Source organism: Bacillus cereus group sp. MYBK220-1 (genome assembly GCF_051916445.1).
Classification (GTDB): Bacteria; Bacillota; Bacilli; order Bacillales; family Bacillaceae_G; genus Bacillus_A; species Bacillus_A cereus.
Window position 1 is genome coordinate 760,149 of the sequence record NZ_JBQAGQ010000002.1, and the last position, 15,691, is coordinate 775,839.

Sequence of the window (15,691 nt, forward strand, 5' to 3'; positions counted from 1 at the left end):
TGTAAACCACGGTTTGTATGGCTTGATAATTAGTGAGAGAAGTTATTTGCACGGTCATAAAAGAAAGCGGTACAATAGAAGATGATGATAAGGTATCGGTGTCATATCCGAACCTTTTGAACAATTAACTACTCTGTAGGAAGAAGTATAAGAAGAAGCATGCTCATTCTAAAGGTTGCGTTCTAACAGTGAGTTGCTTATGATAAATGAACAGAAGAGAATATTTTTTAGAATTAAAGGAGACGTTTATGCAAAAGTTTGAACAAGCTGTTTCATATATTGAAAATGGTGAAGCGGAAAAAGGATTACAATTATTAAAAGAACAATTAAAAATTGCGAATGATGAAGAGAAGTATGATATCGCTCGTTACTATCATACACTTGGATTTACAGATGAGGCATTAGCAATTACTGAAGACTTACGTTTACTGTATCCAGAAGAAAGTGAATTCACTGTATTTTTAGCAGAATTATATATTGATCTAGATAAAGAAGATGAAGCGATTGAAGTGCTTCATGATATTCCAGAAAATGACGATTTATATGTTCAATCGTTATTACTTGTTGCAGATTTATTCCAAATGCAAGGTTTTGATGATGTAGCAGAGCAAAAACTATTAAAGGCGAAAGAAATGATGCCTGATGAACCTGTTATTACGTTTGGGTTAGCAGAATTATATAGTAGTAAAGGTGAAGAACAAAAGGCAATTACTTATTATGAATCGCTATTAGCGGAACATAAAGTAATGGGTGGGGTTGTGATCGCACTTCGCCTCGCAGAAACGTTAAGCGCGATCGGAAACTGGGAAGAAGCGATTTCTTATTATGAAGCAGGCCTAGAGGAACAAAAAGATATTCACTCATTATTTGGATATGCCTTCACATTATACCAAGGTGAAGAATATCAGAGAGCAATCGGTGCTTGGCAAGAACTAAAAGAATTAGACCCTGAGTACGCATCACTGTACATGTATTTAGCGAAAAGCTATGAAAAAGAAGGAATGCTTCAAGAAAGCTATGAAACGCTTCATGAAGGAATTAAAGTAGATGAGCTTTCAGTTCCATTTTATGTAGAGTTAGCGAACATTGCGGCGAAATTAGGAAAAATAGTAGAAGCAGAGGAAGTTCTTCAAAAAGCGCTTGAGTTAGATCCAGGGCATTTAGGTGCAACATTAAAATATGCATATATCTTAAAAGAACAAGAAAAGTACGAAGAGTTAATTGCAATTGTAGAGCGTGCTATTGATAGTGGAGAACCAGATACACAACTACTTTGGGATCTTGCGTATGCAAAAAAACAATTAGAAATGTATTCGGATGCATTAAAACACTATGAAAGTGCATATACTTCTTTTAAGAATCATCCAGACTTCTTAGAAGAGTACGGTTATTTCTTATTGGAAGAAGGAAAACGAAAAGAGGCGAAAGAAGTATTTACCCAGTTATTACAACTAGACCCGACACAAATTCATATTGAAGAGTTGTTATATAATTTAGAGGATTTTTCATAAGTTGGAAGGAAACTGAATGCCGCTTCTTGAATCTAAAAAGAAAAGAGAAAGACAGAGGAGGGACTTAATTGCTATGAATACCCCTGTTTCTGTAAACGAGAAGAAGGATTTTGTAAAATGGTTTTTGAATAATTACCAACTGAAACAGCGTGAATGTGTATGGATTCTGAATTATTTAATGAGTCACGACCAATTGATGCATAAAGTCCACTTCGTAGAGCATGCAAAATATTGTCCGCGTGGCTTAGTGATGTCAGCGAATTGTGTGAAAGACACACCGTTTCACTTTTTTAAACAAAATGTTATGACAACAGATGCTGAAAAATCGTTTCATGATATTCGTTTAAATCGAGATGAGGATATTTATATTCAACTCAACTTTAAATCATCGTTTCAAAATGCGAATTATGTAGCTGTATTAGAAGAAAACCCATATCTACCAAAGCATATTGAAGTAAATGAAAAAGATCGTTTACTTGCAGAAAGGTTTTTGGAAGAAAGTGTATTTTCGTTTAGGAGAGAACGCCTTTTGAAACAAATTGATGAAGCGTTAGATAAGCAAGATAAGGAAGCGTTTCATAGATTAACGGCAGAGTTAAAAACTTTATAGAATTTATTTGGATTAATAAATTTTTACAAATTTCAGACTTTCATCAAGAAAAACTACCTATATTGGGTAGTTTTTCTTTTTTTACCTCTTTTAGTATGGTTTAATATATATAAAGTGAAAGTTCTGTCATTTGTAAGTGAAGGAGGGAAGGAATTTGAAGTGGATTGTAAAAGATGTGGAACAGTTTGAGCAAGCAAGAGAGTATGTTGATACAGGAGTAATACCGCTGTTATCAATTTCGGCAGCAAAAGAAATGAAAATGGTTGTAGAACAAGGTGAATTTATCGAATTGTTGAGCACGGAATTGGAAAGAGAGTATAAGGGAAGAGTGCTTTTACTGCCTGCGTTTACGTATTTGGTAGAAAGTCAAAAGAATGAAAAAGGTCGTTTGCAAGAATGGACAAATCATTTACGAAGTGAAGGTTTTAAGCATATTGCTTATGTTACAAGTGATTTTTCATGGAAAGAGGATATGCAAGAGTTACAGGGAGATTTGTTTTGGTTTCCTTCATTAGCATTAGAACAATTTAGTGATCAAGCAAAAAGAGAAGTTATTCATGCACATATAAAAAATATAATGGTGATGTTGGAAGAGAAATGGGGAAACTCATAATAAACAGAAAGTTCTTATTATTATGAGTAGTATGATATTGACCTGTGCATGAGCGTATTATATCATGATAGTGTCCTAGTTTTTATTTTTTATATAATTTATCACGAGGGGACAATTTCTGATAGAGGGGGGAAATTTTCGTGAGCGAGAAAGAACATCGCGTGTCAAGAAGACAATTTTTAAATTACACACTCACAGGGGTAGGAGGCTTTATGGCTGCCGGTATTTTAATGCCGATGACGCGATTTGCGCTTGATCCGGTGTTAAGAAAAGAAGCGGGAACAGATATGGTTGCTGTTGCGCAAGTAAAGGATATTACAACAGAGCCGAAGCGTTTCGATTTTAAAGTGAAGCAGGTTGATGGTTGGTACAAGTCTGAAGAACCAAAATCAGCTTGGGTTCATAAAGATGAAAGCGGAGACATTGTTGCGTTCTCTCCAGTATGTAAACATTTAGGATGTACAGTTAACTGGAATTCGGACAAAGCACATCCGAATCAATTCTTTTGCCCATGTCACGGGGGTCGTTATACAAAAGATGGGATTAACATTAAAGGTACGCCACCTCTTGCTCCGCTTGATGTGTACGAGTCTAAAGTGAAAGATGGAACGCTGTATCTAGGAAAAGCGAAGCCAAGAGGGGGTGCAAAGTAGATGTTAAATAAAATTTATGATTGGGTGGATGAAAGATTAGATATTACACCAATATGGCGTGATATCGCTGATCATGAAGTACCTGAACATGTAAACCCGGCACATCACTTTTCTGCATTCGTCTATTGCTTTGGAGGACTTACCTTTTTCGTTACTGTAATTCAAATTTTATCTGGAATGTTTTTGACGATGTATTATGTGCCTGATATTAAAAATGCTTGGGAATCAGTTTACTATTTACAGAATGAAGTTGCTTATGGGCAAATTGTTCGTGGTATGCACCACTGGGGTGCTAGTCTCGTAATTGTAATGATGTTTTTACATACACTCAGAGTTTTCTTCCAAGGTGCGTATAAAAAGCCCCGTGAGTTAAACTGGATTGTTGGTGTTCTTATTTTCTTTGTTATGTTAGGTCTTGGTTTTACCGGATATTTATTACCGTGGGATATGAAAGCTTTATTTGCTACAAAAGTAGGGATTCAAATTGCAGAGCAAACACCGCTCATTGGTCCTTATATTAAAACATTACTCGCTGGTCATTCCGAAATTGTTGGCGCTCAAACATTAACTCGCTTCTTTGCTATTCACGTCTTCTTCTTACCAGCAGCACTTCTAGGTTTAATGGCCTTCCACTTCATCATGATTCGCAAACAAGGTATTTCCGGTCCACTATAAGAGATTGCTAAATTAAAGGGGAAAGAACTAAAGGAGGGAGATTATGCATCGCGGCAAAGGGATGAAGTTTGTAGGAGATTCTCGGGTACCAGTAGCTCGGAAACCAAATATTCCAAAAGACTATTCTGAATACCCAGGGAAAACAGAAGCATTTTGGCCGAACTTCTTGTTAAAAGAATGGATGGTTGGTGCAGTTTTTTTAATCGGTTATTTATGTTTAACAGTGGCGCATCCGTCGCCGCTTGAGAGAATGGCGGACCCAACAGATGCTGGATATATACCACTTCCAGATTGGTATTTCTTATTCTTGTATCAGTTATTAAAGTATTCGTATGCTTCCGGTTCATTTACTGTAATTGGAGCATTTATTATGCCAGGGATTGCGTTTGGAGCATTACTGTTAGCTCCATTTCTTGATCGAGGTCCAGAAAGACGTCCATTGAAGCGTCCTGTGGCAACTGGATTTATGCTTTTAGCAATTGCATCGATTATCTTTTTAACTTGGGAATCTGTAGCACACCACGACTGGGAAGCTGCAAAAAAACAAGGAGCAATTGTAAAAACAGCGCCAGTTGATAAAAATGATGATGGCTATAAATTAATGCAAAAAAATACTTGTTTAACATGTCATGGTGACAATTTACAAGGCGGGGCAGCAGCACCGGCACTGCAAAACTTAACTTTAAAGCCAGAAGAAATTGCTAAAATTGCGAAAGAGGGAAAAGGTTCAATGCCTAAAGGTGTATTTAAAGGTACGGATGAGGAACTGAAGAAGCTTTCGGAATTCGTTGCAAAGTATAATAAAAAATAATAAAAAAGCTGACTACAAAATTTGTAGTCAGCTTTTTTATTTAGTTGGATGAAGTTTGTTATAATAGAGTAGGATTTAGTGAATGAATTACTTTGCTTGAAAGGTGTTGGACATACGGATTGGTGTACTTGTATGCAATGTTAAGACAACGCTCGGTATTATTATTTTTATTAATTGTTAACTTATTAGGTACAATTTATGGATTTATATGGTACGGAAATCAATTGAAAGAAACGTCACCTATATTTTGGCCGTTTGTACCAGATAGTCCTATGGCGACTCTCTTTTTTGTCTTTGTTTTAATTGCTTTTTTGGCAAAGAGAAACTGGGGATTAATAGAAGCGTTAGCGATTGTAACTTTAATAAAATATGGTATTTGGGCTGTTGTTGTAAACGCGATTATGATTTACGTAAAAGGGCCTATAGGCCTTATGGGCTACATGTTAATGCTTTCGCACTTCGCGATGGCAATACAAGGATTTTTATATGCTCCATTCTATCGTATAAAAAAATGGCATTTTATAGTAGCAGCTGTGTGGACGTTGCATAACGATGCAATTGATTATTTATTTTGGCAAATGCCGCGATATGGAATTATGCATTTGTTTGTAGAGGAAATTGGTTATTTTACGTTTTGGTTAAGTATTGCTGTACTATGTATTACATATTATTGTTGCTTACGTGAGCAAAGAAAACAATTTTCTTTATGATGGTTAGAACATTTAGGGGGAGAACATGGAGAAAAATAAGAGGGGTACAAAAATATTGGATCGATTGATTACTTTAGTTGTTTCATATAGCATAGCATTTTCTATTTTTGCACTAGCAACAACGGCAGTTGTGTATGGAAAATGGTTGTATTATTTTGAAATTGATTTTTTAAATATTCCTGATTTAGCGGATATGACGAAGGATGAAATTAAAAGAAATTACGATGTGCTTATTACATATTTATCCCCGTTTTATGACGGAGCATTACATTTGCCCACATTAGATATGTCCACAAATGGCCGTATTCATTTTGTAGATGTTAAAAATATTTTAGTAAAGATTCAATATGTGATGTATGCGACAATTATGATTGCAGTGATAGGCGGAATTTATTTATTAAAAAAGAAAAATGAAAAGTTTTTACTGCACGGATCGATTTTAACAATCATTTTTCCGATAGCGCTTATGTTACCAATTGCTATTAATTTTGAAAAGAGTTTTGTATTATTCCATAAACTTTTATTTAGTAATGATTATTGGGTTTTTGATCCTGAAAAGGATCCGATTATATTAATGTTACCAGAAGAGTTCTTTATGCATGCTGCGTGTGCTATTTTATTATTCATTTTAGGTGGGAGTATACTTTGTTACAGCTTATATAGATATCTTGTAAAAAAGAAAAGGATGTCACAGAAAAAATTCTCTGCTTAAAGAGAATTTTTTTCTTTGTAAAACGATAATATATTTTTCGGTCTAGTTCTGTTCTATTCTTGTCCAAATTAACATATTTTGTACTAGTAGTTAAGGGGGGACCGGGATGAAGAGAACATTAATTGGATTGATAGCATTTCTAATTATAATGTTTCCGTTACGTATATATGCTGAAGAGTGGAATGAGCTAACAGGGTTGTTAGACGACTCGTTACAGTTAGTGAAGCGTAATGAAGATGAAAAAGCGGTACAAGTATTACAACATTTCTCGGAGCAGTTTTTAATAAAGGGGAATGAAAAGAAGCAGGAAGTAACACCAGATCAAGTTAGAGTTATTTCTTTAGCTTACGATAAGGCGCAACAATCGCTCTCTGAAGAAGGTTTAGGTAAGCAAGCTAAAATTGATAATGTGCTGGCATTACAACTTGCTGTTGATGCACAAGTATCGAAATATCAACCACTTTGGATGGAAAGAGAAAGGAAAGTAATGGATGCCTTTTCTCAAATGGAAAAAGCGATGGAAAAAGAAGATGCTGGGCAGTTTCAACAAACGTTAAATACGTTTTTAAATGAATTCAATATTATTTATCCAAGCTTAATGATTGCTTTGCCAGAAAACGAGGTCCAGCGTGTAAATGTTCATTTATCTTATTTAGATGAATTTCGTAACGTTATGTTAAAAACGAAAGGCGGCCAAATGCAATTAGGGATTATTAAAGGGGATTTGCAAAAGATATTTCACACAGTAAAAAAAGATGAAATTGCACCCTCTCTCATTTGGTTTATGACAATTACTGGGGGACTTATTTTATTCACATTAACTTATGTTGGATGGAGAAAGTATAAAGGAGAGAGAGAAAAAAGAAAAAGTAATGTACATTCTAAAAATAGATAATGCAATAAATAAAGATATGGATTGTAAGGTTTATTCATTGACAATAGTGGCAGAAGAAAATAGAATGAGAAGTACTATAATTAAAACTTCAATGGAGGTTCATGATGTTTTATTTAATTTACTTCGCGATCATAATGATCATACCGTTGTATGCACAGTCAAGAGTACGTAGTGCCTATAGCAAGTATTCACAAGTTTATTCAACATCAGGTATGACAGGAGCGGAAGTGGCTCGAAAAATTTTAGATGAAAATGGATTATACAACGTAGCTGTAGAAGAAACACCAGGTCATTTATCAGACCATTATGATCCAACCGCTAAGACGGTTCGATTATCAACGGATAACTATTATGGACATTCAGTTGCTGGTACAGCAGTTGCAGCACACGAAGTAGGACACGCAATTCAAGATGCACAAGATTATAACTTTATGCGTATTCGTCATTCGTTAGTTCCTGTGGCTAATTTTGGATCGAATATATCATGGGTATTTATTATGATTGGTATATTTGCGACAATGTCAAAACTATTGTTATTAGGTATCATTTTAATGGCAGCAGGTGTTGTGTTCCAGCTCGTTACATTGCCAGTTGAGTTTGATGCGTCAAAGCGCGCAATGCAACAAATTGAAGCGTTAGGTATTGTATCAACAGATGAATATGGGCAAGCTCGTAAAGTATTAAATGCGGCAGCATTAACATATGTAGCAGCTGCAGCTGTAGCTGTATTTGAATTATTACGTCTCGTATTAATGTATACTGGTATGCAGCGTAGCGACGACTAAAGACTATCAATTTTGATAGTCTTTTTTTGTTGTGTGGATTGAATTATATAATGTATTGCAAATAGAAATAATAGAAGTAATGCGGAAAGGTGGTGGGGGAAATGAAATATCCAGACCATTTAGTAAAACAAGTGCAAAAGCGTAGTGCTCCTTATCAACTAGAAGGTTTTTTAAGTGGACAAGGTCCTGAAAATCCCAAATTTATGTTGTTAGGAGAAGCACCTGGTGAAACAGAAATTCATAATGGGATTCCGTTTAGCGGGAGGGCGGGAAAACAATTAATGGTTTTTTTAGAGCGTATTCACGTTACAAGGGAAGAAGTATATATTACGAGCGCTGTTCGGAGTAGACCTTATAAATGGCGAGAGAAAAAAGAACGAAATGGTGAAATCATACAAAAAAAGTATAATAGAACGCCAAATCAGGGAGAAATAGTTGCCCATGCGCCTTTGTTAGATTATGAATTAGAGAAAATACATCCGAAGCTTATTGTCACGCTTGGAAATATCGGTCTTCAACGTTTAACAGGAAAAAATAAAAAAATCACAGATGTACACGGGCAATTATTAAAACAGCCCATTCAAAAATTAAAGGATATGCAAAGTGCAGAGTTTACATGGTCAGAGAAAGAATATCATGTTTTTCCGACTTTTCATCCAGCTTCCATTTTTTATAATCGGAGTTTATTGGAGCTTATTCATGAGGATTTTGAGAAGCTTAAAAGACTTGTAATAAAAAACTAGAAAAGCTAAGGCGCTTTTCTAGTTACATTTAATTATGTAAAGGGTTTTTATTTTCATCTAACGTAAACCCTTCACCAACTACATCATGTACATCACTTACAGCGACAAAAGCATGAGGATCTACAGAAGTAATGATATTCTTTAATTTCACGATTTCATTTTTAGCAACAACGCAATACAATACATTACGTTCCACTTTTGTATACGATCCAACAGCTTTTAAAAAGGTTGCTCCGCGCTCCATTTCAGATAAAATTTTGGCAGCAATTTCATCGTTTTTCTCTGAGATAATAGTCGCTCCTTTGGCAGCATAAGCTCCTTCTTGCATAAAATCAATGACTTTAGCACCGATAAAAACAGCAACTAGCGTATACATGCCCTCACGGTATGATAAATAGGTAAGAATAGAGACGACGATAACGACAGCATCAAACATAAACATTGTTTTCCCCATACTCCAGCCAACATATTTGTGCGCTAGTCGTGCGATAATATCTACACCGCCAGTAGTCCCGCCATATTTAAATATTATTCCAAGGCCGATACCGATAAATGCCCCGGCGAATAAAGCTGCGAGTGTCATATCATTTTGCAAGTTTAAATGTAAGTTGAGTACTTCGTAACGCTGGAAAATCCATAGAAATAAAGATACGCTAAAGGTTCCAATTAATGTATATAAAAATGTCGTTCTGCCAAGTAACCTCCAGCCAATAAAAAATATAGGGATATTTAAAATTAAGTTTGAGTAGGAAGGATCAAACTTAAATAAAAAATACAATAATAGTGTAATACCAGTAAACCCACCCTCTGCAAGGTGGTTTTCAATATTGATATTGACAATACCGAAAGAAAATATAGCGGAACCAATTAAAATAAAAATAATATTTCGCATCTTCAATTTTGATGTCATATAGAAATCCCCCTAATTATGTAATGATTGCATTGCTCCGCTGAAACGGTAAAACATAATAATAAGTAATTTCTAGTTGCTAGTGAAAATAGTAAGAACCTGATTGATGTGGGCTGATTTTTTGTGAAAAGTGCAAAAGAAAGTTTCACTTTATCCCGCTCTAAAGGCTGATAGGAGATGAAGCAAAGAAGAGGGGCAAACCAGCCGTAGGAACCCGATTGGTGTGGGCTGATCTTTTGCAAAAATCGCAAAAGAAGTTTCACTTTACCCCGTACCAACGGCTGGTAGGAGATAAACCTCTGAAGAAAGGCAAACCAGCCGTAGGAACCCGATTAGTTCAACTAATCTTTTGCAAAAAAATCACAAAAGAAGTTTCACTTTATTATAGTCTATCCAAAAATGGGTCGCAAATAGGTGTTTGGCGGGGAATAATATTTGTCAAATCGCGATGAATTGGCTAACATGAAAGAGGAAGGATTAGAGGTGAATAGTATGGAAGCAAAAACGATGAAAGATATGCAGAAAGAAGTAGATGCATATATTGGTCAGTTTAAAGAAGGTTATTTCAGTCCGCTTGCAATGATGGCTCGTTTAACGGAAGAAATGGGAGAGCTTGCAAGAGAGGTAAATCATTATTATGGTGAGAAACCGAAGAAAACAACTGAAAAAGAAAGAAGTATTGAAGAAGAGCTTGGAGATGTATTATTTGTTATGATTTGTATGGCAAATAGTTTAAATATTGATTTAGAGACAGCACATAACATTGTAATGAATAAATTTAATACACGTGATAAAGATCGCTGGACACGTATTGATGAGGGAGAGAAAGAATAATGAAAGAAATTAAAGTAATTATCGCCGGACCAAGAGGACGTATGGGACATGAAGCAGTCCTTCTTATGGAAAGAACGGAACATTTTAATTTAGTAGCAGCAGTGGATTATAAGCATGGTGGTGAGAAGATTTCTGATTTACCTGGCATGCCAGCATTACATGCGCCGATTTACGCTGATTTACATACTTGTTTAGATGAAGTAGAAGCAGATGTGTTGTTAGATTTAACAACACCAGAAGTGGGGAAACAACACGTTACACTTGCAGTTGAGCGTGGACTTCGTTCGGTTATTGGTACAACTGGATTTACAGAAGAAGAATTGACACGTTTAACAGAGAATGCAAAAGAAAAAGCAGTAGGAACAATTATTGCTCCAAACTTTGCAATTGGTGCAGTTCTTATGATGAAATTCTCACAAATGGCAGCGAAATATTTCCAAGATGTTGAGGTAATTGAATTACATCATGATCAAAAATTAGACGCACCATCTGGTACAGCTGTAAAAACGGTAGAGTTAATTCGCCAAAATCGTGAATCAAAGCAGCAAGGTCATCCAAATGAAGTAGAGCAACTAGCAGGTGCACGAGGTGCAAATGTAGACGGTATTCACATTCATAGTGTACGTTTGCCAGGGCTTATTGCACACCAAGAAGTAATGTTTGGTGGAGATGGACAAATGTTAACAGTTCGTCATGATTCATTCAATCGTGCATCATTTATGTCAGGTGTAAAACTATCAATTGAGACAGTAATGAACCTTGATCATCTTGTGTACGGTTTAGAAAATATTATCGACTAAAGGGGAGACAACGGATGAAAATTGCCTTAATCGCACATGACAAAAAGAAAAATGATATGGTTTCGTTTGCATACGCATATAAACCAATTTTTGAACAACATGAATTATTTGCAACAGGAACGACAGGGCTTCGCATTATGGAAGCGACTGGATTAGTTGTAACAAGATATCAATCTGGCCCTCTTGGTGGAGATCAAGAAATTGGTGCAATGATTGCAAAGAACGATTTAGATATGGTGATTTTCTTCCGCGATCCATTAACAGCACAGTCGCATGAACCGGATGTGAATGCATTACTTCGTTTATGTGATGTATATGCGATTCCACTTGCAACGAATATGGCAAGTGCTGAAATGTTAATGCACGCATTAGAGCGAGGAGATTTAGATTATCGTAAGTTAAGAAAATGAGGGGAACAATTATGAGTGGATTACATATATTAGCGTTTGGTGCTCATGCCGATGATGTTGAAATCGGCATGGCTGGTACCATCGCTAAATATACAAAGCAAGGGTATGAAGTAGGTATTTGTGATTTAACAGAAGCTGATCTTTCTTCAAATGGAACGATAGAGTTGAGAAAAGAAGAAGCGAAGGTCGCAGCTCGTATAATGGGAGTAAAAACGAGGCTGAATTTAGCGATGCCAGACCGTGGTTTGTATATGAAAGAAGAGTATATACGTGAAATTGTCAAGGTGATCCGTACATGTAAACCAAAACTAGTTTTTGCGCCGTACTATGAAGATCGCCATCCAGATCATGCAAATTGTGCAAAGCTTGTGGAAGAGGCTATTTTTTCAGCAGGAATCCGTAAATATATGCCGGAACTTTCACCACATCGTGTGGAGTCTTTTTATAATTATATGATTAATGGTTTTCATAAACCGAATTTTTGTATAGATATAAGTGAGTACCTCTCTATAAAGGTGGAAGCATTAGAAGCGTATGAAAGTCAGTTTTCAACAGGGAGTGATGGTGTTAAGACACCGTTAACAGAAGGTTACGTTGAAACTGTGATTGCTCGTGAGAAGATGTTTGGAAAAGAAGTTGGAGTCTTGTATGCCGAGGGATTTATGAGTAAGAAACCGGTTTTATTACATGCTGATTTATTAGGGGGATGTAAATGAAATTAAAAATAGGTATTACATGTTATCCTTCTGTAGGTGGTTCTGGAGTTGTTGGAACAGAATTAGGAAAGCAATTGGCGGAACGTGGGCATGAAATTCACTTTATTACATCGGGTTTACCATTCCGGTTAAATAAAGTATATCCAAACATTTATTTTCATGAAGTGACGGTAAATCAATACTCTGTATTTCAATATCCACCATACGATTTAGCGTTAGCAAGTAAAATGGCCGAGGTTGCACAAAGAGAAAACTTAGACATTTTACATGTGCATTACGCAATACCACATGCAATTTGTGCATATTTAGCAAAACAAATGATCGGAGAGCGTATTAAAATTGTTACAACCTTACATGGAACAGATATTACTGTGTTAGGTTCCGACCCTTCGTTAAATAATTTAATTCGTTTTGGTATTGAGCAATCGGATGTTGTTACTGCTGTCTCGCATTCATTAATTAACGAAACACATGAGCTTGTAAAACCAAGTAAAGAAATTCAAACGGTATATAACTTTATAGACGAACGTGTATATTTCAAGCGTAATATGTCTCAATTAAAGAAAGAATATGGTATAAGTGAGAGTGAAAAAGTACTTATTCATATTTCGAATTTCCGTAAAGTGAAACGTGTGCAGGATGTTGTTCAGGCATTTGCTAAAATTGTTAAAGAAGTAGATGCGAAGTTGCTTCTTGTTGGAGACGGACCAGAATTCTGTACGATTTTACAGATAGTGAAGAATTTACATATTGAAGATCGCGTTTTATTCCTAGGGAAGCAAGATAATGTTGCAGAACTACTTGCGATGAGTGATTTAATGTTGCTTCTATCAGAGAAGGAAAGTTTTGGTCTTGTTTTATTAGAAGCAATGGCGTGTGGTGTACCTTGTATCGGAACACGGGTTGGAGGTATTCCAGAGGTTATTCAACACGGGGAAACAGGATATTTATGTGAAGTTGGCGATACAACAGGAGTGGCAAATCAAGCTATTCAGCTATTAAAGGACGAGGAACTTCACCGTAATATGGGAGAACGAGCAAGAGAAAGTGTTTATGAGCAATTTCGCTCAGAAAAAATTGTTTCACAATATGAAACGATTTACTATGACGTACTAAGGGATGACAAAAATGGAAAGATTTAAAAAAGCTAGTTCTATTATTGAGACATTAAAGCAACAAGGACATGAGGCTTACTTTGTTGGTGGGAGCGTACGAGATCTTATTATCGATAGGCCGATTGGAGATATTGATATTGCGACATCTGCTCTACCAGAAGAAGTGATGGCTATATTCCCAAGAAATGTTCCTGTTGGTCTTGAGCATGGAACTGTAATTGTTGTAGAAAATGGTGAGCCCTATGAGGTAACTACTTTTCGAACAGAAAGCGAATATGAAGATTTTCGAAGACCTAGTAGTGTTCAATTTGTTCGTTCATTAGAAGAGGATTTAAAACGTCGTGATTTCACGATGAATGCAATTGCTATGACAGAAGAAGGCAAAATGGTCGATTTATTTGCTGGACAGGAAGCCATTCAACAGAGAGAAATTGTGACAGTTGGAAATGCTGCGGATCGTTTTCAAGAAGATGCCCTGCGAATGATGCGTGGTATTCGGTTTGTAAGCACGTTAGGTTTTTCATTAGAAATGAAAACGAAGCAAGCGATTGAAACGTATGGGCATTTGCTAGAACATATAGCAATTGAGCGTATTACAGTAGAGTTTGAGAAACTGTTAACTGGTACATATTGTGTGAAAGGTCTCAAAGAATTAGTAGAGACGAAGCTATTTTCTCATTTGCCATATTTACAAATGTCAGAAGAGAGACTGTTAAAAGCTACGCAGTATAAATGGGATTCTTTCGAAACGGATATTGAGGCGTGGGCATTTTTCTTATATTGTATCGGAGAAGAACATCCATCTGTCTTTTTACGTCAATGGAAGTTTTCGAATAAAAAAATAAAAGATATTGTTGCAGTTTTATTGACAATCCGTACTAGAAAGGAGAAGGATTGGGATACAGTCCTTCTTTATAAAACGGGAATTCATATCGCTGAAATGGCAGAGAGAGTATATGAAGCGATGATTGAACGCTATGACCCTACATCTGTTGAACGAGTACAATCAATGTTTCATGCATTGCCAATCCAGGAGCGTCAAGAAATGAATGTGACTGGTAATGATTTATTAAACTGGGCAAACAAAAAGCCTGGTCCGTGGGTTGCTGAGATGCTTCAGAAAATCGAAGAAGCAATCGTACAAGGAAACGTAGTTAATGAGAAAGAGCGTATAAGGGAGTGGCTACAAGGATGCAATCTACTATAAGAAAGCAGTTATTGCAAGTTTTTTCTGAAGCGGATGGCGAGTTTGTATCCGGCCAAACAATTAGTGATAAACTTGGTTGTTCAAGAACTGCTGTGTGGAAACATATGGAGGATCTGCGGAGTGAGGGATATGAACTTGAAGCTGTGCGTCGATTAGGTTACCGAATTGCAAGTAAGCCAGACAAAGTGACCGCTAATGAAATTCAGTTAGGGCTACAAACGAAGCGGATTGGTAGAACAGTGTATTTTGAAGAAACTGTTGAATCAACGCAGCACATTGCAGCAAAACTTGCTTATGAAGGTGCAGAAGAAGGAACAGTCGTTGTAGCAGAAGAACAAACAGCGGGAAGAGGTCGTTTAAGCAGAAAATGGCATTCACCAAAAGGAACAGGGATTTGGATGAGTATTATTTTACGCCCATCAATCCCAGTTCATCATGCACCGCAACTTACTTTGTTAGCGGCCGTTAGTGTTGCACAGGCAATTGAAAAATGCACGGGTGTAAACGTAGGAATAAAATGGCCAAATGATATTTTAATTCAAGGTAAAAAGGCTGTAGGTATATTAACAGAAATGCAAGCGGATCCTGATAAAATTAATGCTGTCATTATGGGCATCGGTATTAATGCGAATCAAAAGCAAGAACATTTTGATGAAGAAATTCAGCACATTGCTACTTCATTAGCGATTGAATCAGGTAAGCCGATTGTTCGTGCAGAACTTATGCAACAAATCTATTTACAACTAGAAAAATTATATGAAGAGTATTTACAAAATGGTTTCTCTGTCATTAAAATTCTTTGGGAAAGTTACGCTGTGAGCATCGGGAAAGAAATTACCGCTCGAACGATGAGAGAGACAATTACGGGGTTAGCAAAAGGAATCACAGAGGATGGTGTATTACTTCTGGAGGATCATGAGGGGAAAGTACATCATATTCATTCTGCAGATATTGAAATTAAGTAAAAGAAGTTCCTCTTTT

Annotated in this window: 19 protein-coding genes; 18 read left to right on the top strand and 1 reads right to left on the bottom strand. The window is 36.3% G+C overall.

Features of this window, described 5'->3' with window-relative positions; translation table 11 throughout:
* The first annotated feature begins 248 nt into the window (after window positions 1-248).
* The 11 genes from ACTFRU_RS10860 (at window position 249) to ACTFRU_RS10910 (ending at window position 8,718) form a co-directional block, all read left to right on the top strand.
* Entirely contained in the window at window positions 249-1,511 is a 1,263-nt protein-coding gene (locus ACTFRU_RS10860; protein ID WP_001168671.1) for a tetratricopeptide repeat protein, read from the top strand.
* A gap of 73 nt (window positions 1,512-1,584) precedes the next feature.
* Window positions 1,585-2,121 (top strand): ReoY family proteolytic degradation factor, encoded by a 537-nt coding sequence (locus tag ACTFRU_RS10865; protein ID WP_001095925.1) that lies wholly within the window; start codon window positions 1,585-1,587, stop codon window positions 2,119-2,121.
* 154 nt (window positions 2,122-2,275) lie between these two features.
* The gene (locus tag ACTFRU_RS10870) at window positions 2,276-2,734 is read left to right on the top strand and encodes a YpiF family protein (RefSeq protein WP_000871313.1); all 459 of its coding nucleotides are present in this window, start codon (window positions 2,276-2,278) and stop codon (window positions 2,732-2,734) included.
* A gap of 140 nt (window positions 2,735-2,874) precedes the next feature.
* Window positions 2,875-3,387, top strand: a complete 513-nt coding sequence (gene qcrA, locus ACTFRU_RS10875) for a menaquinol-cytochrome c reductase iron-sulfur subunit (RefSeq protein ID WP_001290418.1) — start codon at window positions 2,875-2,877, stop codon at window positions 3,385-3,387.
* Entirely contained in the window at window positions 3,388-4,062 is a 675-nt protein-coding gene (gene qcrB / locus ACTFRU_RS10880; protein ID WP_000932700.1) for a menaquinol-cytochrome c reductase cytochrome b subunit, read from the top strand.
* A 43-nt stretch (window positions 4,063-4,105) separates the two neighbouring features.
* The gene (gene qcrC, locus ACTFRU_RS10885) at window positions 4,106-4,873 is read left to right on the top strand and encodes a menaquinol-cytochrome c reductase cytochrome b/c subunit (protein ID WP_000554603.1); all 768 of its coding nucleotides are present in this window, start codon (window positions 4,106-4,108) and stop codon (window positions 4,871-4,873) included.
* Window positions 4,874-4,992: 119 nt separating this feature from the next.
* Window positions 4,993-5,583, top strand: coding sequence for a DUF1405 domain-containing protein (locus ACTFRU_RS10890; RefSeq protein ID WP_025709269.1), 591 nt, complete (start codon window positions 4,993-4,995; stop codon window positions 5,581-5,583).
* Between the two features lie 25 nt (window positions 5,584-5,608).
* A complete protein-coding gene (gene lit / locus ACTFRU_RS10895) occupies window positions 5,609-6,295 on the top strand; it encodes a lipoprotein intramolecular transacylase Lit (protein WP_440037634.1) in 687 nt (228 codons plus the stop codon).
* A 106-nt stretch (window positions 6,296-6,401) separates the two neighbouring features.
* Window positions 6,402-7,190, top strand: a complete 789-nt coding sequence (ypjB, locus tag ACTFRU_RS10900; RefSeq protein WP_000831584.1) for a sporulation protein YpjB — start codon at window positions 6,402-6,404, stop codon at window positions 7,188-7,190.
* Window positions 7,191-7,291: 101 nt separating this feature from the next.
* The gene (locus ACTFRU_RS10905) at window positions 7,292-7,975 is read left to right on the top strand and encodes a zinc metallopeptidase (RefSeq protein ID WP_011109966.1); all 684 of its coding nucleotides are present in this window, start codon (window positions 7,292-7,294) and stop codon (window positions 7,973-7,975) included.
* Window positions 7,976-8,076: 101 nt separating this feature from the next.
* On the top strand, window positions 8,077-8,718 hold the full coding sequence (locus tag ACTFRU_RS10910) for a uracil-DNA glycosylase (RefSeq protein WP_000876878.1): 642 nt from the start codon (window positions 8,077-8,079) through the stop codon (window positions 8,716-8,718).
* A gap of 28 nt (window positions 8,719-8,746) precedes the next feature.
* On the opposite strand, the gene ACTFRU_RS10915 is transcribed toward ACTFRU_RS10910, so the two are convergent.
* Complete coding sequence (locus tag ACTFRU_RS10915; protein WP_000202121.1) at window positions 8,747-9,628, bottom strand: YitT family protein; 882 nt, start codon at window positions 9,626-9,628, stop codon at window positions 8,747-8,749.
* A 492-nt stretch (window positions 9,629-10,120) separates the two neighbouring features.
* Here ACTFRU_RS10915 and ACTFRU_RS10920 point away from each other — a divergent pair, with 492 nt between their 5' ends.
* The 7 genes from ACTFRU_RS10920 to ACTFRU_RS10950 are packed head-to-tail and all read left to right on the top strand — an operon-like array spanning window position 10,121 to window position 15,675.
* Window positions 10,121-10,462 carry a nucleotide pyrophosphohydrolase gene (locus ACTFRU_RS10920; protein WP_002108639.1) on the top strand — a complete coding sequence of 114 codons (342 nt, stop codon included), beginning with the start codon at window positions 10,121-10,123 and terminating at the stop codon, window positions 10,460-10,462.
* Entirely contained in the window at window positions 10,462-11,262 is an 801-nt protein-coding gene (gene dapB, locus ACTFRU_RS10925) for a dihydrodipicolinate reductase (protein WP_000658813.1), read from the top strand. Before ACTFRU_RS10920 ends, dapB begins: the two co-directional genes overlap by 1 nt.
* 14 nt (window positions 11,263-11,276) lie before the next feature.
* Window positions 11,277-11,672: a methylglyoxal synthase gene (locus ACTFRU_RS10930; RefSeq protein ID WP_440037635.1), complete on the top strand. Its 396-nt coding sequence runs from the start codon at window positions 11,277-11,279 to the stop codon at window positions 11,670-11,672.
* Window positions 11,673-11,683: 11 nt separating this feature from the next.
* On the top strand, window positions 11,684-12,388 hold the full coding sequence (bshB1, locus tag ACTFRU_RS10935) for a bacillithiol biosynthesis deacetylase BshB1 (RefSeq protein WP_440037636.1): 705 nt from the start codon (window positions 11,684-11,686) through the stop codon (window positions 12,386-12,388).
* Window positions 12,385-13,530, top strand: a complete 1,146-nt coding sequence (gene bshA, locus ACTFRU_RS10940; RefSeq protein ID WP_000768305.1) for an N-acetyl-alpha-D-glucosaminyl L-malate synthase BshA — start codon at window positions 12,385-12,387, stop codon at window positions 13,528-13,530. The genes bshB1 and bshA overlap by 4 nt, the downstream gene beginning before the upstream one ends.
* Window positions 13,517-14,710 carry a CCA tRNA nucleotidyltransferase gene (locus ACTFRU_RS10945; RefSeq protein ID WP_000439321.1) on the top strand — a complete coding sequence of 398 codons (1,194 nt, stop codon included), beginning with the start codon at window positions 13,517-13,519 and terminating at the stop codon, window positions 14,708-14,710. Before bshA ends, ACTFRU_RS10945 begins: the two co-directional genes overlap by 14 nt.
* Complete coding sequence (locus tag ACTFRU_RS10950) at window positions 14,695-15,675, top strand: biotin--[acetyl-CoA-carboxylase] ligase (RefSeq protein WP_001192063.1); 981 nt, start codon at window positions 14,695-14,697, stop codon at window positions 15,673-15,675. Before ACTFRU_RS10945 ends, ACTFRU_RS10950 begins: the two co-directional genes overlap by 16 nt.
* Window positions 15,676-15,691 lie beyond the last annotated feature (16 nt).